The sequence below is a fragment of the Thiomicrorhabdus sp. genome, assembly GCF_963662555.1.
GTDB lineage: Bacteria > Pseudomonadota > Gammaproteobacteria > Thiomicrospirales > Thiomicrospiraceae > Thiomicrorhabdus.
The window spans coordinates 253,235-276,304 of the sequence record NZ_OY759719.1; the positions used below are offsets into that span (position 1 = coordinate 253,235).

Below are 23,070 nucleotides of genomic sequence, written 5' to 3' on the forward strand. Positions count from 1 at the left end.
TTTCCTGCTAAATTCTATTGTATCTTGATTGTTTCATAGTATTGTTGCTCATAATATCGTTGATTCATAATATCGTTACTACATTATATTAATGGGTAATAAACAACCTATTCAGCAAACACTATGGGGGAATGGTTTGTATTAAAAACTGTTTGAGCTTATTTGTCACCAAGTGTGCTAACTGGGTAACACCCTCAATTTGAGCTTGCTCTTTTATACCTGATGGCTCTGTTAGCTCTTTTTCAACAGAAACAATTGGCATTTCAAATGTATTTAATAATGCAATACTGCCTTTAAATGTCCACTCATTCTGTTTATTTTGGCCTTCGGGTTCTAGCTGATAATCTAGAATAAAGTCAGGCGGTCTTGCTGAAAACTCAATGCCATTGTTAGCCATAGCCTGTAAAAGCTCGGGTTCATAGTCTCTGCGTTCACGCACTAATGGTTTCATATTAAATATTAATCCATTAGCTAATCTGCTAATTCTTTTGTCTAAAAGACTATATAGCCGATCATTTCTTAAACGTGGCACACTCTGACCATGGTCGGTAAGGTATTGCTCAATTAATTTTCGTTCTTCAATATTAACCAAGGCTGGCATTAAACGGTTTAATTGTTCAAAACGAGTCGAAGATTCACTGACTCTAACGTATTTAAAGAGCTCTTTATCTAAGCTTTGCAAACGTTTAATTAATTGGTCCGATTGATTAGAAGTTTCAAGTTCTGGCAATACGATACTTTTTTGAATTTCTGATCGTAATACCTTATTAAAAATACCTGATGGCTCAGGTAGATTTAATGCTGCCTTTTGCCAAATAGTTTGCTCAGTAACTGAGCTCGCCCAAACAGGGTTAAAAAGGCTCTGAACACTGAATAAAAAAATAAACACCAATGAAGACATTGATCTAAAAAACATTTTTTTGACCTTTACACCTTTTGTTATTTTTTGACTCTGGTTTATTAAAACCGTGTTGCTTTTACTGGATAACATCCAGTCTCCTTTTTAACTTATTAAGCGTTTGTTGTTTAGCAAATTTGCTTGGCAATTTTTTTGGTTCTATTTTGTATTTTTGTTTTTAACGCATAGGCGTTCATCATACCTGATTGCCTTACTTATATTCGGCTAACCTACTTATATAGCAGGTTATTTTACCGTTTAACTCACTAAAATTTAAACCGATAATTAAAACCTAATTTAACTTACCATTTTCCTGTTTACTACCACTTCGCCAATAGCGAATTTTAAAACGTGCGGGGTGACTTGCTTGATACAACGATAAGGGCTGAGGTAAAGCACTACCAGAGATGTCGGCCAAAATAGTTTCGGCCGCCAAAAACACCGACATCAAGCCTCTTGGTCCGTGACCATTGGATACATATAACCCCGTTTGATATTGTTGTTTAGGGTAACGGTACACCGCATGAGTGTGAGACTGAGACAAATATTTCTCTTGCATCCATTGCTGGTCTGCAATGGCACCAATAATTGGTAAATGATCAGGTGTGGTGGGCCTAAAAGCAATTCGTCCCCCCAAATCTTGTAAATCATTGAGCTCGCTGGCTTTGACTGTTAACCAATTAGGTAGGGCATTTTTGGTCATATCTATATTGGCTTGGTGGGCTTCTTCACTTAATATTGTGCTCATATCTGGAGCCTCAAAAGTAGCCCCTGTTACTGCACAACCATTACCACAAGCAGTAGAGTAGCCTTCATGCGTGACTGCAATTTTTAGTGTCTGCTGTTGTTGATTGGCTTGTATATGACTCACCTGACCTTTAACTGGACGAATTGGCAACCCTAACTTTTCATTTAAATAATGATCTAAACTACCCGTCGCCACCACCACAATATTGGCGTTGTAGCCCTCCAAATCAGTAGTCACTTGCCAAGACTTATCTGCCAATTGTTGAATATCCGTTACCTGAGAAGATGTCTTAAGAGTAACGTTTGGATGAGCTAAACATTTATTAATTACAGCTTTGGGATACAACCACCCACCCTGCGGGAACAACACTCCGCCTGTTGTGGTTTGAGTACCAATCATTTCGGTAGCTTGTTGTTGAGAAAGCGTTTGCACAAAATTTTGAGGTAAACCTACTCGTTCAAACGCATCATTAACTCTTTGGGCACTTGTTTTACTAACGGCTAATTGCACCAGGCCGGTTAAATCACCTAATAGCAAATCTTGTTCATTATTTGTATCAGATGAATCGGATTCATTTGATTGATTGGAAATCTTCTCTTTTTGCAGCTCTTGAAACCAAGGCAATACCGTTCTTAAGGTCGCTTCAAAACCTTGTAAATACCATTGGCTGCGTAAATTCCAGTCGGCGGTAATTAATGGGTGAACCGCTCCTGCCAAATTACCAGAAGCCTGAGTAGCAATCTCTTTTTGACCCTCTAATACGGTTACCTGCCAGCCAGCTTGTGCAAGCTTATTAGCTACCGCACCACCGGCTAAACCGGCTCCAATCACAATTGCAGTGCCTGTTTTTGTAATCGGCTCTGGCCGACTAAACCATGGGGCTTTTAAACTGTACGGGCGTTCCTGAGCAAGCCGACCAAAACAGATCTCACGTTTTTTACCAAAACCTGATGCCTTTTTAACTTCAAATCCGGATTTTTCAAGAGCACGGCGAACATCACCTGCAGCAGTAAACGTGGCAAATGTAGTTTGTGAATGACTTAAACGTGCCATCTGTTGATACAAACCCGCTTGCCACATATCGGGGTTTTTGGCAGGAGCAAAACCATCCAAAAACCAAGCATCCATTTTAGAACCAGCATTGGCATCACACTCTGGCAAACCTTTTAATACATCACCAAACCACAAAGTTAACCTGACTCGTTTATCAAACAAAAAGACATCATGCCAACCAGGCAATAACAAAGGGTAAGCCTCTTGCAAAGTCTTTGCGATTTTTTGCAGGCCTGGTAAAGCCAAATGAGCTTTGGTTAAATCATCAAGTTGTAATGGATATTTTTCAAATGAAATAAAATGAAGTTGCGATGAATTAGGAGCCGCTTGCAACCATAAATCACAAACCATTAAAAAGTTTAAACCCGAACCAAACCCGGTTTCTGCAATCCGAAAAGTGCTGTCTTCTGCCAACTCTGCAAACCGTTTTGGCAACTGATTTGGCTTAATAAAAGTATGTTCAACCTCTTGCATACCACCATCGGTTGAAAAGTAAAAGTCATCAAATTGTGCCGATTTAGGAACCGCTTCATCTGTCCAATTAACTTGTGCTAAAGTAAGGGTATGAGAAGGTTTGTTGATAGATGACATAGTAAAAAATTCAGCCTTGGCGAGTACAAAAGATTGATGATTCAGTTAATCATAAATACCGTTATTATACGCAACACAGGAGAGCTCTATGAAAGAAGATAATATGATGCCTTTAACCGATTCTAATGAAGGTAATGATAAAAATCTGAATGCCGATTTTTGGAAAGAAAAGCTCACTCCAGAACAATATCAAATATGTCGTTGTGGTGGAACTGAACCCGCTTTTAGTGGTAAATATTGGGATTTAAAAGCCTCTGGAATTTACGCCTGCAGTTGTTGTCAAGCACCGCTTTTTTCTTCAGCAGATAAATACGACTCTGGCTCAGGCTGGCCAAGCTTTTGGCAACCTATAAATAAAGAGGCCGTTTTAGAACGTATTGATAAAACCCATGGCATGATTAGAACTGAAGTTTTATGTTCTGCTTGCCACAGTCATCTTGGCCACGTGTTTACTGATGGCCCAGAACCTACTGGTTTACGTTTTTGCATTAACTCGGCAAGTTTAGAGTTTCAAGAAACTTAAAAAGTTCAATATATCTAACAAACGCAACAAACCTAACAATTTCATAAATCTAACTTAACTTTTACTATAGAATTTACCAGGCCTGGTAAATATCATCTTAACTAAAAGAGACCTTTATAAAAGGTGAATCTATAGATAAGAACAACCAGACCAAGTAATGCAATATTGATTCCACTTAATTTAACAACAGGTTATTCATGTCTGACTTACTCTCTTTGAGAAAACAATTAGCTCAGTGTAAACACCGTCAACTGGTTATTTTAAGTGGTTCTGAATTATGGCAAAAACAGCAGCTTACCTCTCTCTATAAACAAGACGAAAGGGTTTTCTGGATCAGTTCAAATTCAGTCCTCAATTCAAAATCACCAACAGAGATTACTAGAAAAGAACCTTTCACTGACTTTCATTGCGAAGTTATTGAACCTATACGTTTAAGCTATTATTTAGGCCAAGAAATTGCGGGGGCCATTATTGATGTAAGACATGGCTTAAGTGCAGACACATTAGGCATTACCGCAGGCATGATTCAGGCTGGCGGTCTGCTTATTTTACTCACCCCAGAAACAGCAGAATGGCAAACCTTAGCCAACCCAGAAAATAGCCGTTTTTTAAATACCCCCTACACGATTTCAGATGCCAAAAAGGGCTTTACCCAACACCTTATTCAAACTTGGCAACACAGTGAAATTGTTTGGCTTGAAGAAAACAATCCAAAAACCAGTTTTGCACTACCTCAATGCTTTAACCCTACAATTTCTTTGCCTACTGACGACCAAAAAGCCGCTCTTAAAGCCATTCATACCGTGGCATTTGGGCATAGAAAACGCCCACTCGTCATCACCGCAGACCGAGGACGAGGTAAAAGCAGTATTTTAGGAATTGCTGCGATAGAAAGTTTAATAAATGGTAAAAGTCATATTGCCATCACCGCCAGTCGTTTAGATCAGGTTGGGGCAGCGTTTGAGCATGCTGCAAAATGGTTAGAAGCACAAATTAATAACCGCCTAGATACAGACCAAGAATTGTCTGGATTAACTTTATTAACAAACAAACCAGGCCTGTTAGAATTTAGTTATCAAGGCCAAACCAAAACCATAGAGTTTTTGGCACCAGACCATTTAATTCTTAACCCAACGGGTGCGGATTTATTATTGGTAGATGAAGCCGCACACTTGCCCACTCCGGTTTTAACAGAAATATTGTTACGTCACCATCGCTTAGTTTTTGCCACCACATTACATGGCTATGAAGGTTCTGGGCGTGGGTTTGAGCTACGTTTTAAAAAGCAATTAAATCAGCAAACTCCAGATTGGAAAAACCTCACTCTTCATCAACCTATTCGCTGGGCAGAAAACGATCCTTTAGAGAAAGCAATCAATAAGGCTTTATTGCTAGATGCCAATATTACCGAGCTAGATGAGATTAAGATAAAAAACATTGCTGCAAACAAACTTTGCTTTCAACAGGTTGAGGCACAGCAACTTATCGCTAACCCAGGCATGTTAAAAACCCTATTTGGTTTATTAGTTCAAGCCCACTACCAAACCAGCCCCAATGATTTACAGCAGCTATTAAACGCACCCAATATAAAAATCATCATTGCTAGCATCCACAATCAAGAGAGTACACCAAACGCCATTTTAGGTGCGGCACTCTGTATAGAAGAGGGCAAAATCAGCCCTGGTAGTGGTCGTGCTCATGGTCACTTAGTACCACAACTCCTCACCAAACATTATGCCCAAAATGATTTTTTAATGCTTTCTACTTTAAGAATCATGCGTATTGCGGTACACCCTCAATGTCAAAGAATCGGCATTGGTAAAGAGCTTATTAGCCAAGTTGAGCAACTAGGTAAACAGAACCGTGTGGATTATATTTGCAGTAGTTTTGGTTCAAGTGAAGAGCTTTTACCCTTTTGGTTTGAACAATATTTTTGGCCCCTGCATGTGGGTGTTAAACGCGATAAAGCCAGTGGTTCTCATAATATCGTGGTGGCCAAACCTATTTCAGCAATGGCTAGACAAGCCTTATCTCTTATTCAGACCAGCTTTCAAGAACAATTTCCGCATTTATTGTTAGAGTCACTGCCTAATCTACCCTCACTACAAGTCTGGCCAATTGTTCAAACATTTAGGTTTAAACAACGTAATGTTGGTTATGAAAAAGCTCTACAAAGCTACCAAAATGGTTCAAGACCTTATGAATCAGTGAGTAATAAACTATGGAAATGGAGTCTGCAATCTGCTGCCAAAGTTAAGCAAGGTAGCATTACAGAACAGGCTATCTGGTGCGATAAGGTGCTTAAAAAACTCAGTTGGCAAGAAGTGGCTCACCAGCATCATTTAGCAGGTAGAAAAGGCGTAGAAGAACAATTAAAAGCTTGTATTGATACGTGGTTACAACACAAGCCAAATGTCTTGTTTAAAAAATAAGGCTTACTTTTTAAAACGACCAAATAATAACGACCAAATAATAAAAAGCGGATGTCATAATTGAAACACCCGCTTTTTACTTAACTTTGATTGGTTTTAAGATTTACCAGGCCTGGTAAATCCTGTTTAACCCTAGATTTAAGAGTCAAATACAACCGTTTTATTGCCGTGAATTAACACTCTGTCTTCTAAGTGATAACGTAAACCGCGAGCTAATACGGTTTTTTCAACATCACGTCCTAAACGCTTTAGATCATCAATGGTTTTAGAGTGGTTCACACGAATGACGTCTTGCTCAATAATTGGTCCTTCATCTAAATCTTCGGTTACGTAGTGACAAGTTGCACCAATCAATTTCACCCCACGCTCACTTGCTTGATGATAAGGTTTTGCACCCACAAAAGAAGGTAAAAAACTGTGGTGAATATTGATGACTTGTCCAGCATAATCTCTACACATTTTAGGTGGTAAGATCTGCATATAACGTGCTAAAACAATGACATCGGCATTGTATTTAGCCGCTGTAGCTTCAGCCTCAGCAAAAGCTTGCGGCTTAGTGTCTGGCGTAACTGGAATATGGTGGAATGGCACTTGATACCACTCAACCATTGAACGTAAGTCATCATGATTAGCAATAACGCAAACCACTTCACCAGGTAGCTCATTTTCATGCCATCTATGCAACAAATCAGCCAAACAGTGTGATTCTTTTGATGCAAATAAAGCTATTTTTTTAGGCTTTTCTGAGTCAGACACATACCATTCCATGGAAAATTCTTCAGCAACGGCTGCAAACCCTGCTTCAAATTCAGCTAAGGTGGCTGATAATGAGCTAGCTAAAATTTCATGACGCATAAAAAACCAGCCATTCATGGCATCGGTATGATGGTTAGCTTCAATAATAGAGCCGCCTTGGGTAGCGATATATTCGGCTACTTTAGCAACAATCCCAACTTGATCAGGGCATGAAATAACTAATCGATAAACATGACTCATACTGTTTTGCATTCCTTAATAGATATTTGAAGAGACCTATACTAAAAAGCATGTAGGACTCACTTGAATTCTGTTGCTGATAATAATACCAAACTGTAAAAATAAAAAGTATCTATCTACAAGTAAGATTAAGGCACAAAAAATCGCTATAAGTCCAATATCCAACTGGATTCTTTTAAGTTTACCGCAGTAAATTCGTTATAATTTGTTATTGTCACCTCCTTATTGATAACTTGATTTTCAACTGGATTTAAAACTTAACTTAAAAGACATCATCGCAATACCAAGGCACTTCACTATTATGAAAATCGTTTCATTTAATACCAATAGCGTACGTTTACGTTTACACCAACTTCAAGCATTAACGGATCAAATATCACCAGACATCATTGGCCTGCAAGAAACAAAAGTTCAGGATCATGAGTTTCCTTTAGCAGAGATAGAAGCTATGGGCTATAACGCAATTTTTATGGGTCAAAAAACCCATTATGGTGTGGCGCTTTTATACCGTAAAGGCATTGAGTTGATTCACTCACAGCTCGGTTGGAAAACCGACGATGAAACCGCTCAAAAACGTATGGTGATTGGTGATTTTAAGTTTGAAAACGGAGAAACAGTTAAGGTTATTAATGGTTATTTCCCACAAGGTGAAAGCCGAGACCACCCGGTTAAATTCCCTGCAAAAGAGAAGTTTTATCAAGATTTAATGGCTTACTTGCAACAAGACTGTGACTCAAGCCAACACATTGCGGTAATTGGTGACTTTAATATCTCACCAACTGATTTAGATATTGGTATTGGTGAACCTAACCGAAAACGCTGGTTACGAGATGGTAAAACAAGCTTTTTACCTGAAGAGCGTGAATGGTGGCAAACTTTGTTAGACTGGGGACTAATTGATACTTTTAGAACCGTGCACCCAGATAAAAATGATGTCTTCAGCTGGTTTGATTACCGCTCAAAAGGATTTGATAGAGAGCCACGCCGCGGTTTAAGAATTGATACTGTATTGGCGACCCCATCTTTAAATCAAAAAGCAATTGCAAGTGAAGTCAGTTATGAGATTCGCGGAATGGAAAAACCATCTGACCACGCTCCCGTTTGGACTGAATTTAAATTTTAAACACGACTATGTCGCCAGGAACCCTAATGTCTTCTTCTGAAAACATCACCCACTTATTAACAGTAGTACAAGCCAATAAACTTGCACCGCAAATTATTCAATTATTGCTTAAACCAGAACATCCTATTAAATACACCTCTGGTGATTACATAATGTTAGGCTTTGATACCAGTGACCTTAAACCGTTTTCTATTGCCGATGCACCCCGTGATGACGGTTTGATTGAGTGTCATATCCGTAAACAAGACAGTAATGAATGGATGGAAAAACTATTTGCCACAACCGCTGGTGACCAACTTGTTATGCAAGGGCCTAAAAGCCAAATGAGCTTACAACCTGCTCATGAAGCGGTAATTTTTGTAGCTGGTGGTACAGGTTTTGCCCCCATGCGTGCCTTATTGAATGAATCTTTACGCCAAAATATTAGCGTACCAATGACCTTTTATTGGGGAGCACGCTCTCCAGAAGATCTTTATATGCATGACACCATGATTGATTTAGCTCAAAAACACGGTCATATTGAGTACATTCCTGTTATTTCTGAGGATTTTACCAATTGGCAAGGAGAAACGGGCTTAGTGCATAACGCTGTGTTAAAAAACCACCCTAATTTAGAAAAAACTACCTTGTATATGTGTGGTCCGTGGCCAATGATTCAAACAGCTAAAGATGAGTTTATAGATGCTGGATTACAAAAAGATAAGCTAATTTATTAAGCGGTTTTTCCGTTAAAAAGCGGAATAAAAACCTAATCCTTAAAATACTATTAAGAATACCCTAATACCCTTATTAATTTATTGATTACCAATAGATGAAATTTAGCTCTTTTCGTGGTCTATAATGCATTAGTGAAAAAACTAAAAGAACATCATGGCTAGAATAAATTTTAAACAATATACATTCAAATCTGTTCTTCTGAACCAGCTGTTTATTGCGATCGCTGTCGCTTTTGCAATAAGTTTGCCGCTTATAAGTATTCCAGCATTTTTTGCTTTGAATCATGCTGTTAATTCAGATATATCTCATTTAGAAAAAGAGAGTTATGCCTCTGTCAATGAGCACCTTAATACCGGTTGGCAGCCTTATAATATAGATAAGGTTTATCAGCAACTGCGTGAAAGAATGCCTGGTGCTGCGTTGTTCTTACAAAAAGCACCGCAGTTTATCGACCCTGAAGTTGACGATGTGGTGGACCCATCAACACCGACAACAGCTACTTTTAAACGTTTGATTGAAGATGTTCAACGTAACGAAAGAGTGATTATTGAAACCAACATTCTTAACAGCACAATCAATGCGGCTATTCCAATTAAATTCCAAAGTCAGTGTTTAGTTTGTCACTCTCAAGAAGTTAAAACTGGTCAAATTTATGCTGGGGCTTTAGCAGGCACGATGGTGCTTCAAGTACCTATGTCAATTAACCAAGTTTCTGCCACTTCTATCATTATATTTTTTGTCGTATTCCTATTAATTTTTATTGCGGTGGCAACCATCATTACCAATAAATTGGTACAAACAAACTTATTAGTGCCATTAGCAGGGCTAAATGAACGTGTTCAACGTTTACGATTAAGCAGTCATGAACAACAAATTGACTGGGAAAGAACCCCACAAAAAATGATTGAAATAGATCAAATTGATGAAAGCATCTCTAACCATATCCATACTATTCATGGTATATACGATAAGTTAGATGCCCTAGTTGTTACAGAACACGAAACTGGCTTGTTCCATAAAGAACGATTTAATGAAGTCATGAAATATGAGCTATTCCGTAGCCATCGCTATCAGCATCCGTTTTCATTACTACTGATTAAACTGGTTAACGTCAAGGTTATGAACTCAACAGCTAAAAACATTGAGATGGAACAACCTGGCTCTAAATACATGGTGTTTGGGCAAGTTCTACATAATGACACACGTGAAACAGATATGGCTTTCCGTTTAGAGGAGCATATTTTTGCAATAGTCGCTCCTGAAACTGATGCAGAAGGTATTGAGCACGTTAAGAATGATATTTATAATCGACTGATTAATAGCGAAGTAGAAATACCAAATGAGGTTCAAAAATCGATTGTACGTCCAGAATATGAGTTTACTATTCAACTAGGGCATGCAACCTATACTGGCGATGACACAACGGCTAAAGAACTACTAAAAGCCGCTGTTGTCTCTATGCGTAACTCGCCTGAACAAACAGGGCGTTACCCGCCAAGTAATAACGACGAGCCTAAAAAGATTACGGAATAAAAAACATAATCAGTACTCCAAAATAGCTACACAATTAACCCGCATAACTCTGTTTAGCGGGTTTTTTATTAGCTTCTTTTATATATTAACTAGGCATAAATCTTAGCAAGACTAGCGCTAAATCACAGATATAATAAGATCAACAAGAAGGTTATCAAAACACTTCAATCTGTATAATCGTAAAATTGAATGACTTCTCTTATCGAATTGCATTAGCAAACATAATTTACCAGGCCTGGTAAATCTAATGACTAAATCTGCTTGATAAGCCTTATTAGAAAAGATATATAGTTAATTAAGTTGGCTAAATACCGATAATGCTATATTCAAAACTGAAACTGTATATCTGTAGTAATTTGGCAGGCGTATAAATCGACTAAATTAAGTTACAGTAAACTCACAAACTATTCATACAATTCATCAGCCTGAAGGTTGTGAATTAAAATGAAAAACAACATGATGAGCCAGCATAGACTAAACTGGCTGAGAGACGGCTTTATTTACGTTCTAACTTCAATATAGCTTCTTTATAGATAAGAGCGGCTTGATTATCTTTACCTTCCGCTTCATAACATTGTGCCAATGCGTGAAAGGTTTCAACCTCAGGTCGTAATTTTAAACTCTGTTTTAAATAACTTTGCCCCATTCCCCATAATTGGCTTTTACATGCTAAACGACCTAATGTTAACAGTAAAACTGGGTTTTCTTCCCCAATAGTGGTTCGCCATTTTTCTGCAACCTTAAGGCGTTCAAATGCGGGACCTAAAGTTAAACGGCCATACTGGTATATCAAGCGGTCATTCCAGTGCTTTTTAATCGCCTTTTCTAGCAAGGCCTGTAAAGTAACCTCTTGACCCCAGCCGATACGCTGCTCAACATATTCTGCTAATAATGCAGGGTCATACTGTTGTTTTGTGGTGAGGGACTTCCAAATAGAATCTAACTCTTCTTGGTCACTGGCTGAGGCCAATTTACCAGCCCAATAACTTTGTTCTAATTCAAAGTATTCTGCCGTACCTAAAGCTCGTGTTTTTTTAATATCAGGCAGTATTTCAGATAGGGTTTTCCAAAAGCCTAGTTTACGTAAACCCATTGCATACTCTGCCAATATGGTTGGATTTTTAGGTTGCTGTTCATGTAGTGCTTGCAGTATGGCTAAAGCCATTTCAGGCTTATCATCCGACAACAAACGAGCCTCGACTAAACCGATGGTTACGTATTCTTCTGTGTATAAATCTCTTGCTTGTGCCAAGTATTGATCACGGCGGCTATAGGCTTTTTGATTATGAGCCATTTTAGCGGCACTTAGGTAATGCACCAGGCCTGCTTCACTATTTTTAGCACTCTTAATTAACTGTTTTTCAGCTTTGTGCCAATCACCATATTCTAACGCGATCATACCTTTCGCCATGGCTGTTTCAGCTTTGCTGTATTGACGCATTTTACGGTGACGACGCCAAATGACAGGGAAATGCCAAATATTGATAATTAGCCTAATCACACCGTAAGCGACAATAAAACTAATTAATACCGCGGCAATTAAAAAACTCACACTGGTTTCAATGACATAATCTTGCCAAACCATCGAAACCTGTCCATTGTCATTTAAAAGCAAGGTGGCTAGTGATGTTGCAAACAAAAATAGAATGGCTAAAACAATTATTAATCTCATATAGCTAGTAGCTCTTTTTTTATAATGAAATTCAGCGGGTTATTTTTCAACGACTTCATCCAGCTTCATAATTGATAAATTCTGTTTGCTTGGGAACTGAATATTAACAAAAGGCTCTAAAAGTAGATGAAATTCGCTAAATTCATTTGCATAGTGTTGCTTTATAAACTTTTTAATATCAGCAGCAGCTTGTTGAACCACACTCGCTGATTGAGTCTGCAATCCCCAATCTAATCGATCTACCAATAGAGCTAACCTCTGTTTTAAAACATCATTTGACAACATACTATCCACGTTTGTAATAGAGGTTTCATCGGCACGTTTTTTTACGGTAATCATGGCACTGAAACGTTCTAAAAGAGCATCTAAACCCGTAGCTGAGTTCTTGTCATCAGCGGCCGGGGCTTTAGATTTTATGTTGTCGCCTGTTAGTTTCATAATCGCTTGTTTTAGATCATCCGTAGAGGGTAAAGGGTTACGTAATTGATTGTCTTGCAGTTGTTTAAGGTAACCTAAATCTTGACCAATTAAACGGGCTAGCTGAGTGGTGTATTTAAAGTCACTCAAACTTACCGCCTGTTCAAGAGCCAGTAATTGCTGCTCTGTTTCATCTGGGCGGTTATTTAACATCCACTGGGTATTAACTTCAACAATCCACTGCTGGATTTGAAGGCTATCTAATGGCATGTCTAACTTTAAAACAGTAGGCGTTTTAGTTAATACTTGCTGCTCTGTTTTAAAATCAAAAAGCTCTTTTAATTGCTTACCAACTCCTTCCATTTGATTTTGCAGTTTCTCTTCAAACTGTTTTAATGCCTGAATTTGCTCTTCAGAAGGCTGTAAATTATTTTGTGCATCATCGGCCATTTTGTTTAATTTTGATAAGGCTTCACTCGCTTGGCTAGAGGCGGTACCAGACAGAGCCGATAACTCTTTTTGCAACAATTCAATTTGTTGCTGAACTTTCTGTTCAAACGCATTCAGATCAGTTTGTGCAATCGAGGGTTGAGCATCACTATTGGTTTTTAGATCAGAAACCGCCTTAGAAACCTGGTCATTAATCATCTGTTCAACATTAGATTGCTGCTCTTGAAGGCGGTCACTTAAACTCATATTATCTTGTTTAAGCTGAGCAATTTCTGACTGCATATCGTTGATTTTTTGAACTTCCCAATCAGTATTTGGGCGAGTAATAAACAAAACTACAATCACAACAATAAATAGAAGCATCCATAAAACATAACCACGATATCTTGAGAAAAATCCTGGTTTTTTCACTGCGTTTTCTTGAGTATTTGACACATCGACTCCATCAGATATTGATACTAGCGGTTCATCATCATGCTGAAAACTTGCGCTCTCATCATCCATGTTCTTGTCATTTATCTTTTCGTCTTTATTGTTGTCAGACATTTCAATAGCAACGTCCTGCTCTAAGATATCTTCAGATTTATTTTGCTCAGCTTTCTCTTCAGAAAAAGTTTGCCCACGCAATATTTTTTCATCAATACTGCCTGAAATAATCTCACCATCAACAATTCGGTGCTCAACATTGGGTTTTATACGTTTAGACATATTTTTACCTAAAAACTTTGTTTTTTAAGATAACCTATTCGCATTATCTATTCTGTCATGGATATCGATTTAATTAAGCCTAACTTATCGACTCTTGACACTTTATGATGAATGCTTCATTGATGTTCCAGCAAATCTTGTATTGCCTGAACAATACCAGCGTTACTTTGTATTTTTACCACTTGAATGGGTGTTAAACAACCAGACTTTTTTATGTCTATGGCAATTCTGTCACTCATTACCACCAGGCCTGCTAATTTATTAAACACCTTTTGTAATTGATTAACCAGGTCAGAATTTACCAGGCCTGGTAAATTACCACCTTGCAAACCTTGTAAGCCATTGTTTAAGTTTTGCCAGCTTTCTAAGCTACTAATCAATAATATAGGAGAGGGTGATTCAATAAAATGTTGCCACTCCTTTTTGCAAAATGGCACTTGGCTTCGCCTATATACATTGACTTCTTCAACCTCAGCACCACGTTCAGATAAGGTTTGCTCAATCAACTGGCGACCACCCTCACCTTTTATTAATGCAATCTTTTCACCGTTTACGGCTTGCATTTGGTTGTGTGCTAAGAGGTGTTCACTATCAAACTGAGTTTGAGATAAAGTCTCAATCTGTAAACCCAGCTCTTCACCCTTTACTTTAGTGGCCTTGCCTATAGCGTAGAACTTGCCAGTAAAGTTTGCTTGGTTCAACGCTAATTGTTGTTCTGCTTTTAACCAACCCTGTACGGCATTAGCACTGGTAAAAATAAGCTTATCAAAATTTTGAATATAATCTAATTGATTCTGGGAAGGTGTAAGCCAGTGAATTTGCATGGTTGGACAAGCTAAAACCAACCCTCCCAACTCTTTAACCAAGAGGGTTAACGCTTCAGCTTGATGAGCCGGTCGAGTGTTTAAGAACGTAAAGTCAGTCACTCAATAAGACTCATTAGCCTTTATGATGAGCGTCATTAGCATACACTTCATCTAAAATAGCTTTTGCACCTTGTGCCAACAGTTTTTCTGCCAAGTCAATACCTAACTGTTTAGCTTCACTTGCAGGACCTTCAATATCCGCTTTTAAGATTTCTGAACCATCTAAAGCTCCTACTAAACCACGCATGCTGATATGGTCGCCATCCAATTCTGCAAATACACCGATTGGCACTTGGCAACCACCCTCTAAACGGTGATTCATGGCACGTTCAGCAGTGGTGCGAATCTCAGTTTCTTTGTGATTTAGAACCTTAATAATGTCTAAGGTTTCTTGATCTTTTTCAAAATACTCAATCCCTAAAGTACCTTGTGTTACTGCTGGCAAACAAACCTCTGGGGCAAGCTCATGACGGATTCGATCATTTAACTCTAAACGCATTAAACCTGATGTTGCCAATACAATTGCATCATATTCACCCGCATCTAATTTACCTAAACGAGTGCCCACATTACCGCGTAAATCACGCACATCTAAATCAGGTCTTAAAGCCATTAACTGAGCTTTACGGCGTAAGCTAGAAGTTCCTAAAATCGCTCCTTGAGGTAATGATTCAAACGTTTCATAGTTATTTGAAACAAAGGCATCAGTTGGGGCATGACGTTCTAAAATGGCGCCCAGTGCAAACCCTTCTGGCAGTTCCATTGGCACATCTTTCATTGAATGCACGGCAATATCAGCATCGCCATCCATCATGCGGTCTTCAAGTTCTTTTGTGAATAAACCTTTACCACCAATTTTTGCCAAAGGCACATCTAAGATTTTGTCGCCCTTAGTGACCATTGGTAACAAAATAATCTCTAGGCCTGGGTGTACTTTCTCTAGTTCTGCTTTAACAAATTCAGCCTGCCACATGGCTAAAGGGCTTTTACGAGTAGCGATTCTTAAGGTTTTTTTCATAGGACTTCCATTCACGTCTGTAAAAATCTAGTTACTGACAGATATTAAATACAGCGTTTTTTATTAATGATTTTTTGATTAGCACCATTTTACTGAAAAAGCCCTTAGAGTTTTAGTTAAAATAAGGGATTAAGGTAAGTCTGATGGTAAAACCATACTTTATTGTCAAGAAGGGGGTTGTTACAGTGAAACAAATCCTACTTAAAAATGCATTTAACAAGACTTCTAAGACATTCATGCTTATTTTGCTGTTGGTTTTTCTTTTAAAAATCACTCAGCAAGCTGATGCAAATTCTGACTCAAGCTTTAAAGAGTTAACTAATTTACAAAAATTGGCTGAGCAATCGCAACAACTCAAATTGCCGATTATGTTAATGTTTGGAGCAGAATGGTGTGAATTCTGTGAACTGCTTCAAGAATCCGTTTTTGACCCAATGATGCTGGGCGGACTTTATGAAGAAAAAGTGGTTTTAATGCGCCATGTTGGAGTAGATGAGGCAGAACCAATCCCGAGTTGGGATGGCACTTTGATTAACAAAGCCAAATGGGCTTATGAGTTAGACGCTGACCTAACCCCAACTGTGTTGTTTTTTGATGCAAATGGCCATGAAGTAGCTCCAAGAATTATAGGGATTTCAGAAATTACTTTATACGCAGGACTAATTCATCAACGTTTAAACACCGCTTATAAAAATATGGGACTAACTAAACGCATACCAGTAACACCAGAGTTACTTGAGAAAGAATCAGTCAAAAAAACACAATAGATAAATTACTAAAATAGATAATTAGCAAAACAATTAAAAACAAACACATTTATACCGAAAAATTTGGGACAAACATGAGTAATCAACATAACCAAGAAAAACTATCTAGCGCGCGTTTTAGCGAGTCAACCGATGCTTTTGTAGAAGCGTTTACGGCATCGATTCAATTTGATAAACGCATGTACAAACAAGATATTCAAGGCTCAATTGCTCATGCCAAAATGCTGACTAAGGTTGGCATATTAAATGAAACTGAATTAAACGATATCATCACAGGTTTAACTCAAATTCAGCAAGAAATAGAAGCGGGTCAATTTGAATGGTCAATTCAGCAAGAAGATATTCATATGAATATCGAAGCACGTTTAACAAGCTTAATTGGCATTACTGGTAAAAAACTACATACAGGTCGTTCGCGTAATGACCAAGTGGCTACTGATATTCGCCTGTATATTCGAGATGAAATTGATGCTATTTTGCCTGAACTTAAACGCTTACAAACAGGTTTGTTAGAACTTGCCGAACGTGAAGCTGATACCATCATGCCTGGTTTTACTCACCTGCAAACCGCTCAGCCTGTTACTTTTGGCCACCATATGCTGGCCTGGTTTGAAATGATTAAACGTGATGTTGAACGTCTACAAGATTGCCGTAAACGTACAAACACTATGCCATTAGGTTCAGCCGCACTTGCAGGTACAACCTATCCAATTGAGCGTGAATACACCGCTGAATTATTAGGTTTTGAACGCATTACCGAAAACTCTTTAGACGGTGTTTCTGACCGTGATTTTGCCATTGAGTTCACGCACTTTGCGGCTGTTTTATTAATGCACATGTCTCGTTTTTCAGAAGAGTTGGTTTTATGGTCTTCTGCACAATTTCAGTTTATTGATTTACCTGACCGTTTTTGCACAGGTTCATCGATTATGCCGCAAAAGAAAAACCCAGATGTGCCTGAGTTAGTTCGTGGTAAAACAGGCCGAGTTTACGGGCATTTAATGAGTTTACTTACGTTAATGAAGTCTCAGCCTTTGGCTTATAACAAAGATAATCAAGAAGACAAAGAACCTTTATTTGATACCGTAGATACCGTTAGAGGTTCATTGCGTGCTTTTGCCGATATGGTGCCAGCGATTCAAGTTAAACGTGAAATGACTTATGAAGCAGCCAAACGAGGTTTTTCTACTGCAACGGATTTAGCCGATTACTTAGTGGGTAAAGGCTTAGCGTTCCGTGACTCTCATGAAGTGGTCGGTTTAGCGGTAGCACACGGGATTAAAACGGGTGAAGATTTGTCTGAAATGTCATTAGAAACTCTACAAGGTTTCTGCGATAAAATCACCGATGATGTCTTTGAAGTACTGACGCTTGAAGGTTCTGTGGCAGCACGTGACCATTTAGGTGGAACAGCTCCTAATCAAGTAAGAGCGGCGGTTAAACGTGCTAAAGCCTATTTAAACAGCTAAGGATAAATAGGATAACTAAAAATAATAACTCTTATTTTAGTCTGAAAGCCGTCACAATTTGTTGACGGCTTTTTTATTTAAACCGTTACTTTCTGGATCATCCATGCAACTTGATCGTTATTTGAGTAAATATGCTGGTTTGAGTCGTCAATCGATTTTAAAACTACTCACTCTAGGGCAAATTATCGTAGATGGACAGATAGCAGTTTCTAGAAACCAAGAAGTTAACGATTTTTCTGAGATATTGATAGAAAACCAACCTCTTTCAAGACATAAGCCAGCACGTTATTTTATGATGAATAAACCTGCTGGTATATTAAGTGCCTCCACTGACCCAAAGCACAAAACCGTGATTGAGTTGCTTAAACCCGAAGAGGCAAATGATTTACATATTGCAGGCCGTTTAGATAGAGCCACAACAGGCCTGCTAATCTTAACCAATGATGGGAAATGGTCTCGGCATATTACCGAACCAGAGCAGAAAATACCTAAATGCTATTTGGTTGAAACGGTTTATGCTATTTCACCAGAAACAGAACCTCTGTTTGCCAAAGGCATCTACTTTGCCTATGAAAATATCACTACCTCTCCTGCCAAATTAGAGCAATTGTCGCTCACTTTGTGCCGATTAACCATCTATGAAGGGCGTTACCATCAAGTAAAAAGAATGTTTGCCGCGGCAGGAAACCGTGTTCAGTCATTGCATAGAGAATCTATGGGTAAGATAACGCTAGATAAGGATTTAAAGCCTGGTCAATACCGGGCTTTAACAGAAAGTGAAATTAACTCAGTATTACAAAATTAATATTTATCCTATTCTTCACAGTGCATACTCTGTCGCAGGATTTACCAGGCCTGGTAAAAATAAATTTAGACTCAAAAAAATCTAAACTAATCGCACCTTAAGATGTCATATTACCGTACTCAACCACTTTATTTCTGCCGGTTTGTTTTGCTTGATATAAGGCCTGATCGGCTTTATCAATCAATTGAACTTCGTCCACAACGTCGGTTTCTGGGAAAGCGCTGACACCTATACTCACCGTAATTGGAATGTGTTGTTTGCCGTCTTGGAATACCGAATCTTGCACTTGATGACGAATACGCTCACAAACAATTGCGGCATCTTTGGAGTTGGCAGCTTGTAAAATCATTAAAAATTCTTCTCCGCCATAACGCACCACAATATCACCATCTCGTAGAACATTTTTAAGAATGCTTGAAATCATGATAATCGCTTTATCCCCAACTAAGTGCCCGTAGGTATCATTGACATTTTTAAAGTGATCTATATCAACCATAACCACACTTAAAGATGATTTTTCTCTTGAAGCACGGCCAAAATCTTCTTTTAAGCGTGCCATACCAAAACGACGGTTATAAACATTAGTTAAGCTATCGTATGCCGCTAAACGTTGGAATTTAGAGTGAATTAAGGCGTTGTTTAAAGCTAAACCGACACTTCTTGAGAATAGGCGTAACGTATTCGTTGTTCGTTCATCAGCATATTCTGAACCCGTCGCAGCAATCATTACCCCTAAATGTGTGCCTTTGAAATCTATTGGCTCAATAAAAACCTCTGAAGGTGTAAATTGGGTAAGCACACGATCCATTTTAATATGTTTGGGTAAAGTAATGTAATGCGCAGAACCTTTTTGAATCGACTCCAAAACAACAGGATGCTCAACTAAACTTTCTGGGTTAACAATACCGCGAGTTGCTTCTACATTAACCTCGCCATTCTTAAACATCAAAATGGTAGCGGCTTCTATTTTTGTGGCTGAGATAAGCAAATCGATAACATCTTCAGACAAGTTTTGTACTTCAAGGTTTTCTGACATAATCAAAGAAAACTTATTAAAAACAACTTCATTGTCATGTGAGGCTAGCAGTGCTGTTAATAACTCATTATAGGCATGTGCACTGACGCCAATCTCATCACTTGACACAACTTCCATCAAACATAACTCATCGTGGCATTTAGCTGAATAATCTAGAAAGTCTTTTTGATGAAGTCCTGTGGCAATGTCTTGCATTTTTTGCGACAAGTGTTTTAAATGCGGACGAATAACCATTGATATCATTAAAAAACTTATTAAACCAACCGTTTGCCCTGCGATTTGTGTCACTAAATAAAAATCCCAAGTTAAAACTTCTTCTGGTGGAAAACCATATAGCACTAAAAAATGTGGAAAAGCCAAGCCAATGACAACACCGACCATCTGCATATAGATAAATTGGTCTAAAAAAATACTTTTGGTTAATCTAGGTATATGCATTCAATTCATCCTTTACTAAAAGCATTCTAATCATTAAATTGAATCACTGATCGAACAGTCAAATCTTTATACATAAAACTGTTTAGGCTTGCTAAATCAATTAAACAAGCCATACCAGCGACTTTGTAACCGACTTTTTCACATAATGAAGCGGCTGCTTCCATAGAACCACCTGTTGCAATTAAGTCATCCAATAAAAGTACCCGACTACCATCGCCTTTTTGCATTTCAAGCTTGTCACTACCATATTCCAAACCATACTCTATACAAGCCTCGACATTTGGAAGCTTGCCTGGTTTTCTTACTTTTATAAAACCTTTGTTGTGTTTGTAGGCCAAGGCGGCGGCAAAGATAAAACCACGTGATTCTATTCCAACCAAAGCGTCAACCTCAGCCCACTCTTGTTCTGAAAATAAATCACTAATTGCATCAATTGTCTCTGTAAAATGAGTCTTAAGAAGCGGTGAAATATCGCTAAATAAAATTCCCGGTTTGGGAAAGTCAGGAACTGCATCAAGATATTGTGCAAGTGGATGTTGAGCCATGTTTGTTGCCTTTTATTGAATCAAATTCGATTATTCATGAAAAAATAAAGATACCATTCTAACTGTTTGATTTACTCTATAAACAGAAATGTTTATTCTACCCATTAAGTAAGTTAGTGGTTTAGTGTTAGTTTGTTAACATAGCTAAGAGGGCTAAATAGAATTAAATTCTGTATTTGCACTGATTTTGGGTTGTAAGATGTGAGACTTTAAGTTATTTATTGCCATAATAGAACTTGCTTAAAGAACTTATTGAACAAAAATGATTGGCCTAATATTGATGAATTCTATCTAAAATAAAATACGAACGATAACGATATGCACCTAATTGAAAATAAGTACGAAACAGCGGCATTATTAAAATTACCACCTCACGCAAGAGATATTGCTGAACAGCTATTGACGAAAACGCCTTTAAATGAGCTATTAATTTTGTGGCAAGAAAAAGAGCCCAATCTTAATTTACTGGCACATCATAAGGTGCCTGTTGCTTTGTGGGGTGAGATTATTGATGCTACTTTATTAGCTAAAACAACGTACTTTTTACCCAATGAAAAATTGAGCAAAGAAGAGATTTTGTATTTAATTAAAGCCGCATGCCATAGTATTAATAAACCTTTAAGTGCTTATACAATTAAAGACGTTATTGAGTTAAGCCAAGAAGAATACCCAGTATTAAGCCAATGGCTAGCCGACTTTGCTAAATTATTAAAACAGAAAAAAGAAGATACTCTTTACTAAAATAATCCGCTACAAGAAATACCAGGCCTGGTAAAAATACTATTTGATACACATTAAACTAAATAAGCGATGTCTAAATTTAAGCGATTTTAAGCAATCGCCTTAGATTTTTGCAAAAGCATTTTTAAATTAGTTTGAGCTTCTTCATTACCATATTCTGCGGCTAGCCCTAACCAAGTATGAGCTTGAGCCATATCTTGGGCTACGCCTTGACCTTGAAAATACATCATACCTAATGCATTCTGGGCACGTAAATTACCTCGTAAGGCAGCAAAACGATAAAGTTTGACGGCATAATCCAAATTAACTGGCATACCTAAACCCTCTTCAAAAAGATGGCCCAGTTTATAAGCGGCATCAGGATTGCCTTTTTGGAAGGCCTGATGATACATATTGGCTGCCATTGCGTAGGACTGTTTTATAGGTTTACCTTGTTCATACATCAAACCTAAACTTGTTTCAGCAAGCGAATAATCTCTAAAGGCACAATTTTCATATAGATTAAATGCAGTTTCTAAATCGCCTGCTTTTTCACTCGCTTGTGCTTTTTTAAATATTGGGTACATAAAGTGTTCATCAGCCAAAACAGTCATTGGATCAGCGGGGTAAGATTTATCGACCCTAACACTCATTTTTCTAACCCATTCAGGAACGGTTTGGTCTTTTAACCACTTTTTTAGTTCTACCAGGTCTGGTCTTTTTTCAGGCGTTTTCTGTGTCATCCAAAATATTAAATAACGCCAAAAAATAGGCAGTTTGTTCATTTTGTGTACAGAATGATGTGTATGTGCCCATAATTTATTGGCTTCGCTTTCACCTTTACCAAGTCGATAAATATGCTTACCCGTTAAAGCAAAATAAAGGGTACAACCCAAAGAATAAATATCGCTTGCCTCGTCTAGCCGACCATTCAATCGTTCTGGAGAACAGTAGAGTTTATCCCCTAAAATAAGTTCTGATTCATAAGAACCTAATGACGGAATAGCATGACTCCATTCAACTAGATAAGCCTGTTTTTTACCCAACAAAATATTATTAGGTGTTATATCACCATGCACAAACCCTAAGGTATGGACGTGTTCTAGTACGGCAACCATATCAGTTAATAGTTTTTTGGCTGCTTTAGCACTAAAAGCCCCTTTTTTATCTATCGTTTGCTGTAGGCTTTTTTTACTTTTAAAGTCAAAAAATTGCAGATAATGATATCCAACTTTGCGAATTTCATTAAAGTGAATAAATTCGGGAAATTGATTAAGATAATGCAATATGTCTTTTTCACGCTTGACAGCCTGATGACTTCTCACATCTTTCAAAACACGAACAAACTGTTTTCGTGAACCCTTATCTAAAGTTTGTTTTACTTTAAATACAATGGCCTCGTCATTAGAGCTTATTGGTTTTATTTTACTTATATCGGGCTGCTGTTCTAAAACAGATAGAATACCAACAGACATATTTGTCTAATTCCTATTTTTAACATGTCATATAAAAAAGGGCACCCACGTGCCCCATTCATTGTGCTTA

The 23,070-nt window shown here is 38.0% G+C and carries 19 protein-coding genes; 9 read left to right on the top strand and 10 right to left on the bottom strand.

Annotated features, from left to right (window positions below):
* Window positions 1-121 precede the first annotated feature (121 nt).
* Both ACORJQ_RS01080 and mnmC read right to left on the bottom strand, forming a co-directional pair.
* Window positions 122-916 carry a hypothetical protein gene (locus tag ACORJQ_RS01080; protein ID WP_321325222.1) on the bottom strand — a complete coding sequence of 265 codons (795 nt, stop codon included), beginning with the start codon at window positions 914-916 and terminating at the stop codon, window positions 122-124.
* A 274-nt stretch (window positions 917-1,190) separates the two neighbouring features.
* Entirely contained in the window at window positions 1,191-3,290 is a 2,100-nt protein-coding gene (mnmC, locus tag ACORJQ_RS01085) for a bifunctional tRNA (5-methylaminomethyl-2-thiouridine)(34)-methyltransferase MnmC2/FAD-dependent 5-carboxymethylaminomethyl-2-thiouridine(34) oxidoreductase MnmC1 (RefSeq protein WP_321325224.1), read from the bottom strand.
* Between the two features lie 88 nt (window positions 3,291-3,378).
* Between mnmC and msrB the strand changes: the two genes are divergently transcribed.
* Both msrB and ACORJQ_RS01095 read left to right on the top strand, forming a co-directional pair.
* Window positions 3,379-3,813, top strand: a complete 435-nt coding sequence (gene msrB / locus ACORJQ_RS01090; RefSeq protein ID WP_321325226.1) for a peptide-methionine (R)-S-oxide reductase MsrB — start codon at window positions 3,379-3,381, stop codon at window positions 3,811-3,813.
* 197 nt (window positions 3,814-4,010) lie between these two features.
* Entirely contained in the window at window positions 4,011-6,245 is a 2,235-nt protein-coding gene (locus ACORJQ_RS01095) for a tRNA(Met) cytidine acetyltransferase TmcA (protein WP_321325229.1), read from the top strand.
* 138 nt (window positions 6,246-6,383) lie between these two features.
* On the opposite strand, the gene purU is transcribed toward ACORJQ_RS01095, so the two are convergent.
* The gene (gene purU, locus ACORJQ_RS01100) at window positions 6,384-7,241 is read right to left on the bottom strand and encodes a formyltetrahydrofolate deformylase (protein ID WP_321325231.1); all 858 of its coding nucleotides are present in this window, start codon (window positions 7,239-7,241) and stop codon (window positions 6,384-6,386) included.
* Between the two features lie 301 nt (window positions 7,242-7,542).
* On the opposite strand from purU, the gene xthA reads away from it, so the two are divergent.
* From xthA to ACORJQ_RS01115, 3 genes are all read left to right on the top strand, one after another.
* Window positions 7,543-8,364 carry an exodeoxyribonuclease III gene (gene xthA, locus ACORJQ_RS01105; RefSeq protein WP_321325233.1) on the top strand — a complete coding sequence of 274 codons (822 nt, stop codon included), beginning with the start codon at window positions 7,543-7,545 and terminating at the stop codon, window positions 8,362-8,364.
* A gap of 26 nt (window positions 8,365-8,390) precedes the next feature.
* Complete coding sequence (locus ACORJQ_RS01110; protein WP_321325235.1) at window positions 8,391-9,080, top strand: ferredoxin reductase domain-containing protein; 690 nt, start codon at window positions 8,391-8,393, stop codon at window positions 9,078-9,080.
* A gap of 154 nt (window positions 9,081-9,234) precedes the next feature.
* Window positions 9,235-10,614 carry a GGDEF domain-containing protein gene (locus tag ACORJQ_RS01115; protein WP_321325236.1) on the top strand — a complete coding sequence of 460 codons (1,380 nt, stop codon included), beginning with the start codon at window positions 9,235-9,237 and terminating at the stop codon, window positions 10,612-10,614.
* A 496-nt stretch (window positions 10,615-11,110) separates the two neighbouring features.
* On the opposite strand, the gene ACORJQ_RS01120 is transcribed toward ACORJQ_RS01115, so the two are convergent.
* The 4 genes from ACORJQ_RS01120 to hemC form a co-directional block, all read right to left on the bottom strand.
* Window positions 11,111-12,286, bottom strand: coding sequence for a heme biosynthesis HemY N-terminal domain-containing protein (locus ACORJQ_RS01120; RefSeq protein ID WP_321325237.1), 1,176 nt, complete (start codon window positions 12,284-12,286; stop codon window positions 11,111-11,113).
* Window positions 12,287-12,325: 39 nt separating this feature from the next.
* A complete protein-coding gene (locus ACORJQ_RS01125) occupies window positions 12,326-13,861 on the bottom strand; it encodes a hypothetical protein (protein WP_321325240.1) in 1,536 nt (511 codons plus the stop codon).
* A 116-nt stretch (window positions 13,862-13,977) separates the two neighbouring features.
* Window positions 13,978-14,787, bottom strand: a complete 810-nt coding sequence (locus ACORJQ_RS01130; protein WP_321325242.1) for a uroporphyrinogen-III synthase — start codon at window positions 14,785-14,787, stop codon at window positions 13,978-13,980.
* 13 nt (window positions 14,788-14,800) lie between these two features.
* A complete protein-coding gene (gene hemC, locus ACORJQ_RS01135) occupies window positions 14,801-15,745 on the bottom strand; it encodes a hydroxymethylbilane synthase (protein WP_321325244.1) in 945 nt (314 codons plus the stop codon).
* A gap of 185 nt (window positions 15,746-15,930) precedes the next feature.
* Here hemC and ACORJQ_RS01140 point away from each other — a divergent pair, with 185 nt between their 5' ends.
* The 3 genes from ACORJQ_RS01140 to ACORJQ_RS01150 all read left to right on the top strand — a co-directional run bounded on the left by ACORJQ_RS01140 (window position 15,931) and on the right by ACORJQ_RS01150 (window position 18,786).
* Window positions 15,931-16,512 carry a thioredoxin family protein gene (locus ACORJQ_RS01140; RefSeq protein ID WP_321325245.1) on the top strand — a complete coding sequence of 194 codons (582 nt, stop codon included), beginning with the start codon at window positions 15,931-15,933 and terminating at the stop codon, window positions 16,510-16,512.
* 74 nt (window positions 16,513-16,586) lie between these two features.
* Window positions 16,587-17,981 (top strand): argininosuccinate lyase, encoded by a 1,395-nt coding sequence (gene argH, locus ACORJQ_RS01145; protein ID WP_321325247.1) that lies wholly within the window; start codon window positions 16,587-16,589, stop codon window positions 17,979-17,981.
* 103 nt (window positions 17,982-18,084) lie between these two features.
* On the top strand, window positions 18,085-18,786 hold the full coding sequence (locus ACORJQ_RS01150) for a pseudouridine synthase (RefSeq protein WP_321325251.1): 702 nt from the start codon (window positions 18,085-18,087) through the stop codon (window positions 18,784-18,786).
* A 97-nt stretch (window positions 18,787-18,883) separates the two neighbouring features.
* Here the strand turns inward: ACORJQ_RS01150 and ACORJQ_RS01155 are convergent, their stop codons facing one another.
* Entirely contained in the window at window positions 18,884-20,260 is a 1,377-nt protein-coding gene (locus ACORJQ_RS01155) for a sensor domain-containing diguanylate cyclase (protein ID WP_321325253.1), read from the bottom strand.
* Between the two features lie 26 nt (window positions 20,261-20,286).
* Entirely contained in the window at window positions 20,287-20,805 is a 519-nt protein-coding gene (locus ACORJQ_RS01160) for an adenine phosphoribosyltransferase (protein WP_321325255.1), read from the bottom strand.
* 318 nt (window positions 20,806-21,123) lie between these two features.
* Here ACORJQ_RS01160 and ACORJQ_RS01165 point away from each other — a divergent pair, with 318 nt between their 5' ends.
* Window positions 21,124-21,546 carry a hypothetical protein gene (locus ACORJQ_RS01165; protein ID WP_321325257.1) on the top strand — a complete coding sequence of 141 codons (423 nt, stop codon included), beginning with the start codon at window positions 21,124-21,126 and terminating at the stop codon, window positions 21,544-21,546.
* A gap of 89 nt (window positions 21,547-21,635) precedes the next feature.
* Here the strand turns inward: ACORJQ_RS01165 and ACORJQ_RS01170 are convergent, their stop codons facing one another.
* Window positions 21,636-23,000 (bottom strand): protein kinase domain-containing protein, encoded by a 1,365-nt coding sequence (locus ACORJQ_RS01170; RefSeq protein WP_321325259.1) that lies wholly within the window; start codon window positions 22,998-23,000, stop codon window positions 21,636-21,638.
* Window positions 23,001-23,070: the final 70 nt, after the last annotated feature.

Coding starts and splice junctions, on each gene's coding strand:
- xthA (WP_321325233.1), top strand. CDS start 7,543: ATGAAAATCGTTTCATTTAATACCAATAGCGTACGTTTACGTTTACAC.
- ACORJQ_RS01110 (WP_321325235.1), top strand. CDS start 8,391: ATGTCTTCTTCTGAAAACATCACCCACTTATTAACAGTAGTACAAGCC.
- ACORJQ_RS01095 (WP_321325229.1), top strand. CDS start 4,011: ATGTCTGACTTACTCTCTTTGAGAAAACAATTAGCTCAGTGTAAACAC.
- msrB (WP_321325226.1), top strand. CDS start 3,379: ATGAAAGAAGATAATATGATGCCTTTAACCGATTCTAATGAAGGTAAT.
- mnmC (WP_321325224.1), bottom strand. CDS start 3,290: ATGTCATCTATCAACAAACCTTCTCATACCCTTACTTTAGCACAAGTT.
- purU (WP_321325231.1), bottom strand. CDS start 7,241: ATGAGTCATGTTTATCGATTAGTTATTTCATGCCCTGATCAAGTTGGG.
- ACORJQ_RS01170 (WP_321325259.1), bottom strand. CDS start 23,000: ATGTCTGTTGGTATTCTATCTGTTTTAGAACAGCAGCCCGATATAAGT.
- hemC (WP_321325244.1), bottom strand. CDS start 15,745: ATGAAAAAAACCTTAAGAATCGCTACTCGTAAAAGCCCTTTAGCCATG.
- ACORJQ_RS01125 (WP_321325240.1), bottom strand. CDS start 13,861: ATGTCTAAACGTATAAAACCCAATGTTGAGCACCGAATTGTTGATGGT.
- ACORJQ_RS01165 (WP_321325257.1), top strand. CDS start 21,124: ATGCACCTAATTGAAAATAAGTACGAAACAGCGGCATTATTAAAATTA.
- ACORJQ_RS01120 (WP_321325237.1), bottom strand. CDS start 12,286: ATGAGATTAATAATTGTTTTAGCCATTCTATTTTTGTTTGCAACATCA.
- ACORJQ_RS01150 (WP_321325251.1), top strand. CDS start 18,085: ATGCAACTTGATCGTTATTTGAGTAAATATGCTGGTTTGAGTCGTCAA.
- ACORJQ_RS01155 (WP_321325253.1), bottom strand. CDS start 20,260: ATGCATATACCTAGATTAACCAAAAGTATTTTTTTAGACCAATTTATC.
- ACORJQ_RS01160 (WP_321325255.1), bottom strand. CDS start 20,805: ATGGCTCAACATCCACTTGCACAATATCTTGATGCAGTTCCTGACTTT.
- ACORJQ_RS01080 (WP_321325222.1), bottom strand. CDS start 916: ATGTTTTTTAGATCAATGTCTTCATTGGTGTTTATTTTTTTATTCAGT.
- argH (WP_321325247.1), top strand. CDS start 16,587: ATGAGTAATCAACATAACCAAGAAAAACTATCTAGCGCGCGTTTTAGC.
- ACORJQ_RS01115 (WP_321325236.1), top strand. CDS start 9,235: ATGGCTAGAATAAATTTTAAACAATATACATTCAAATCTGTTCTTCTG.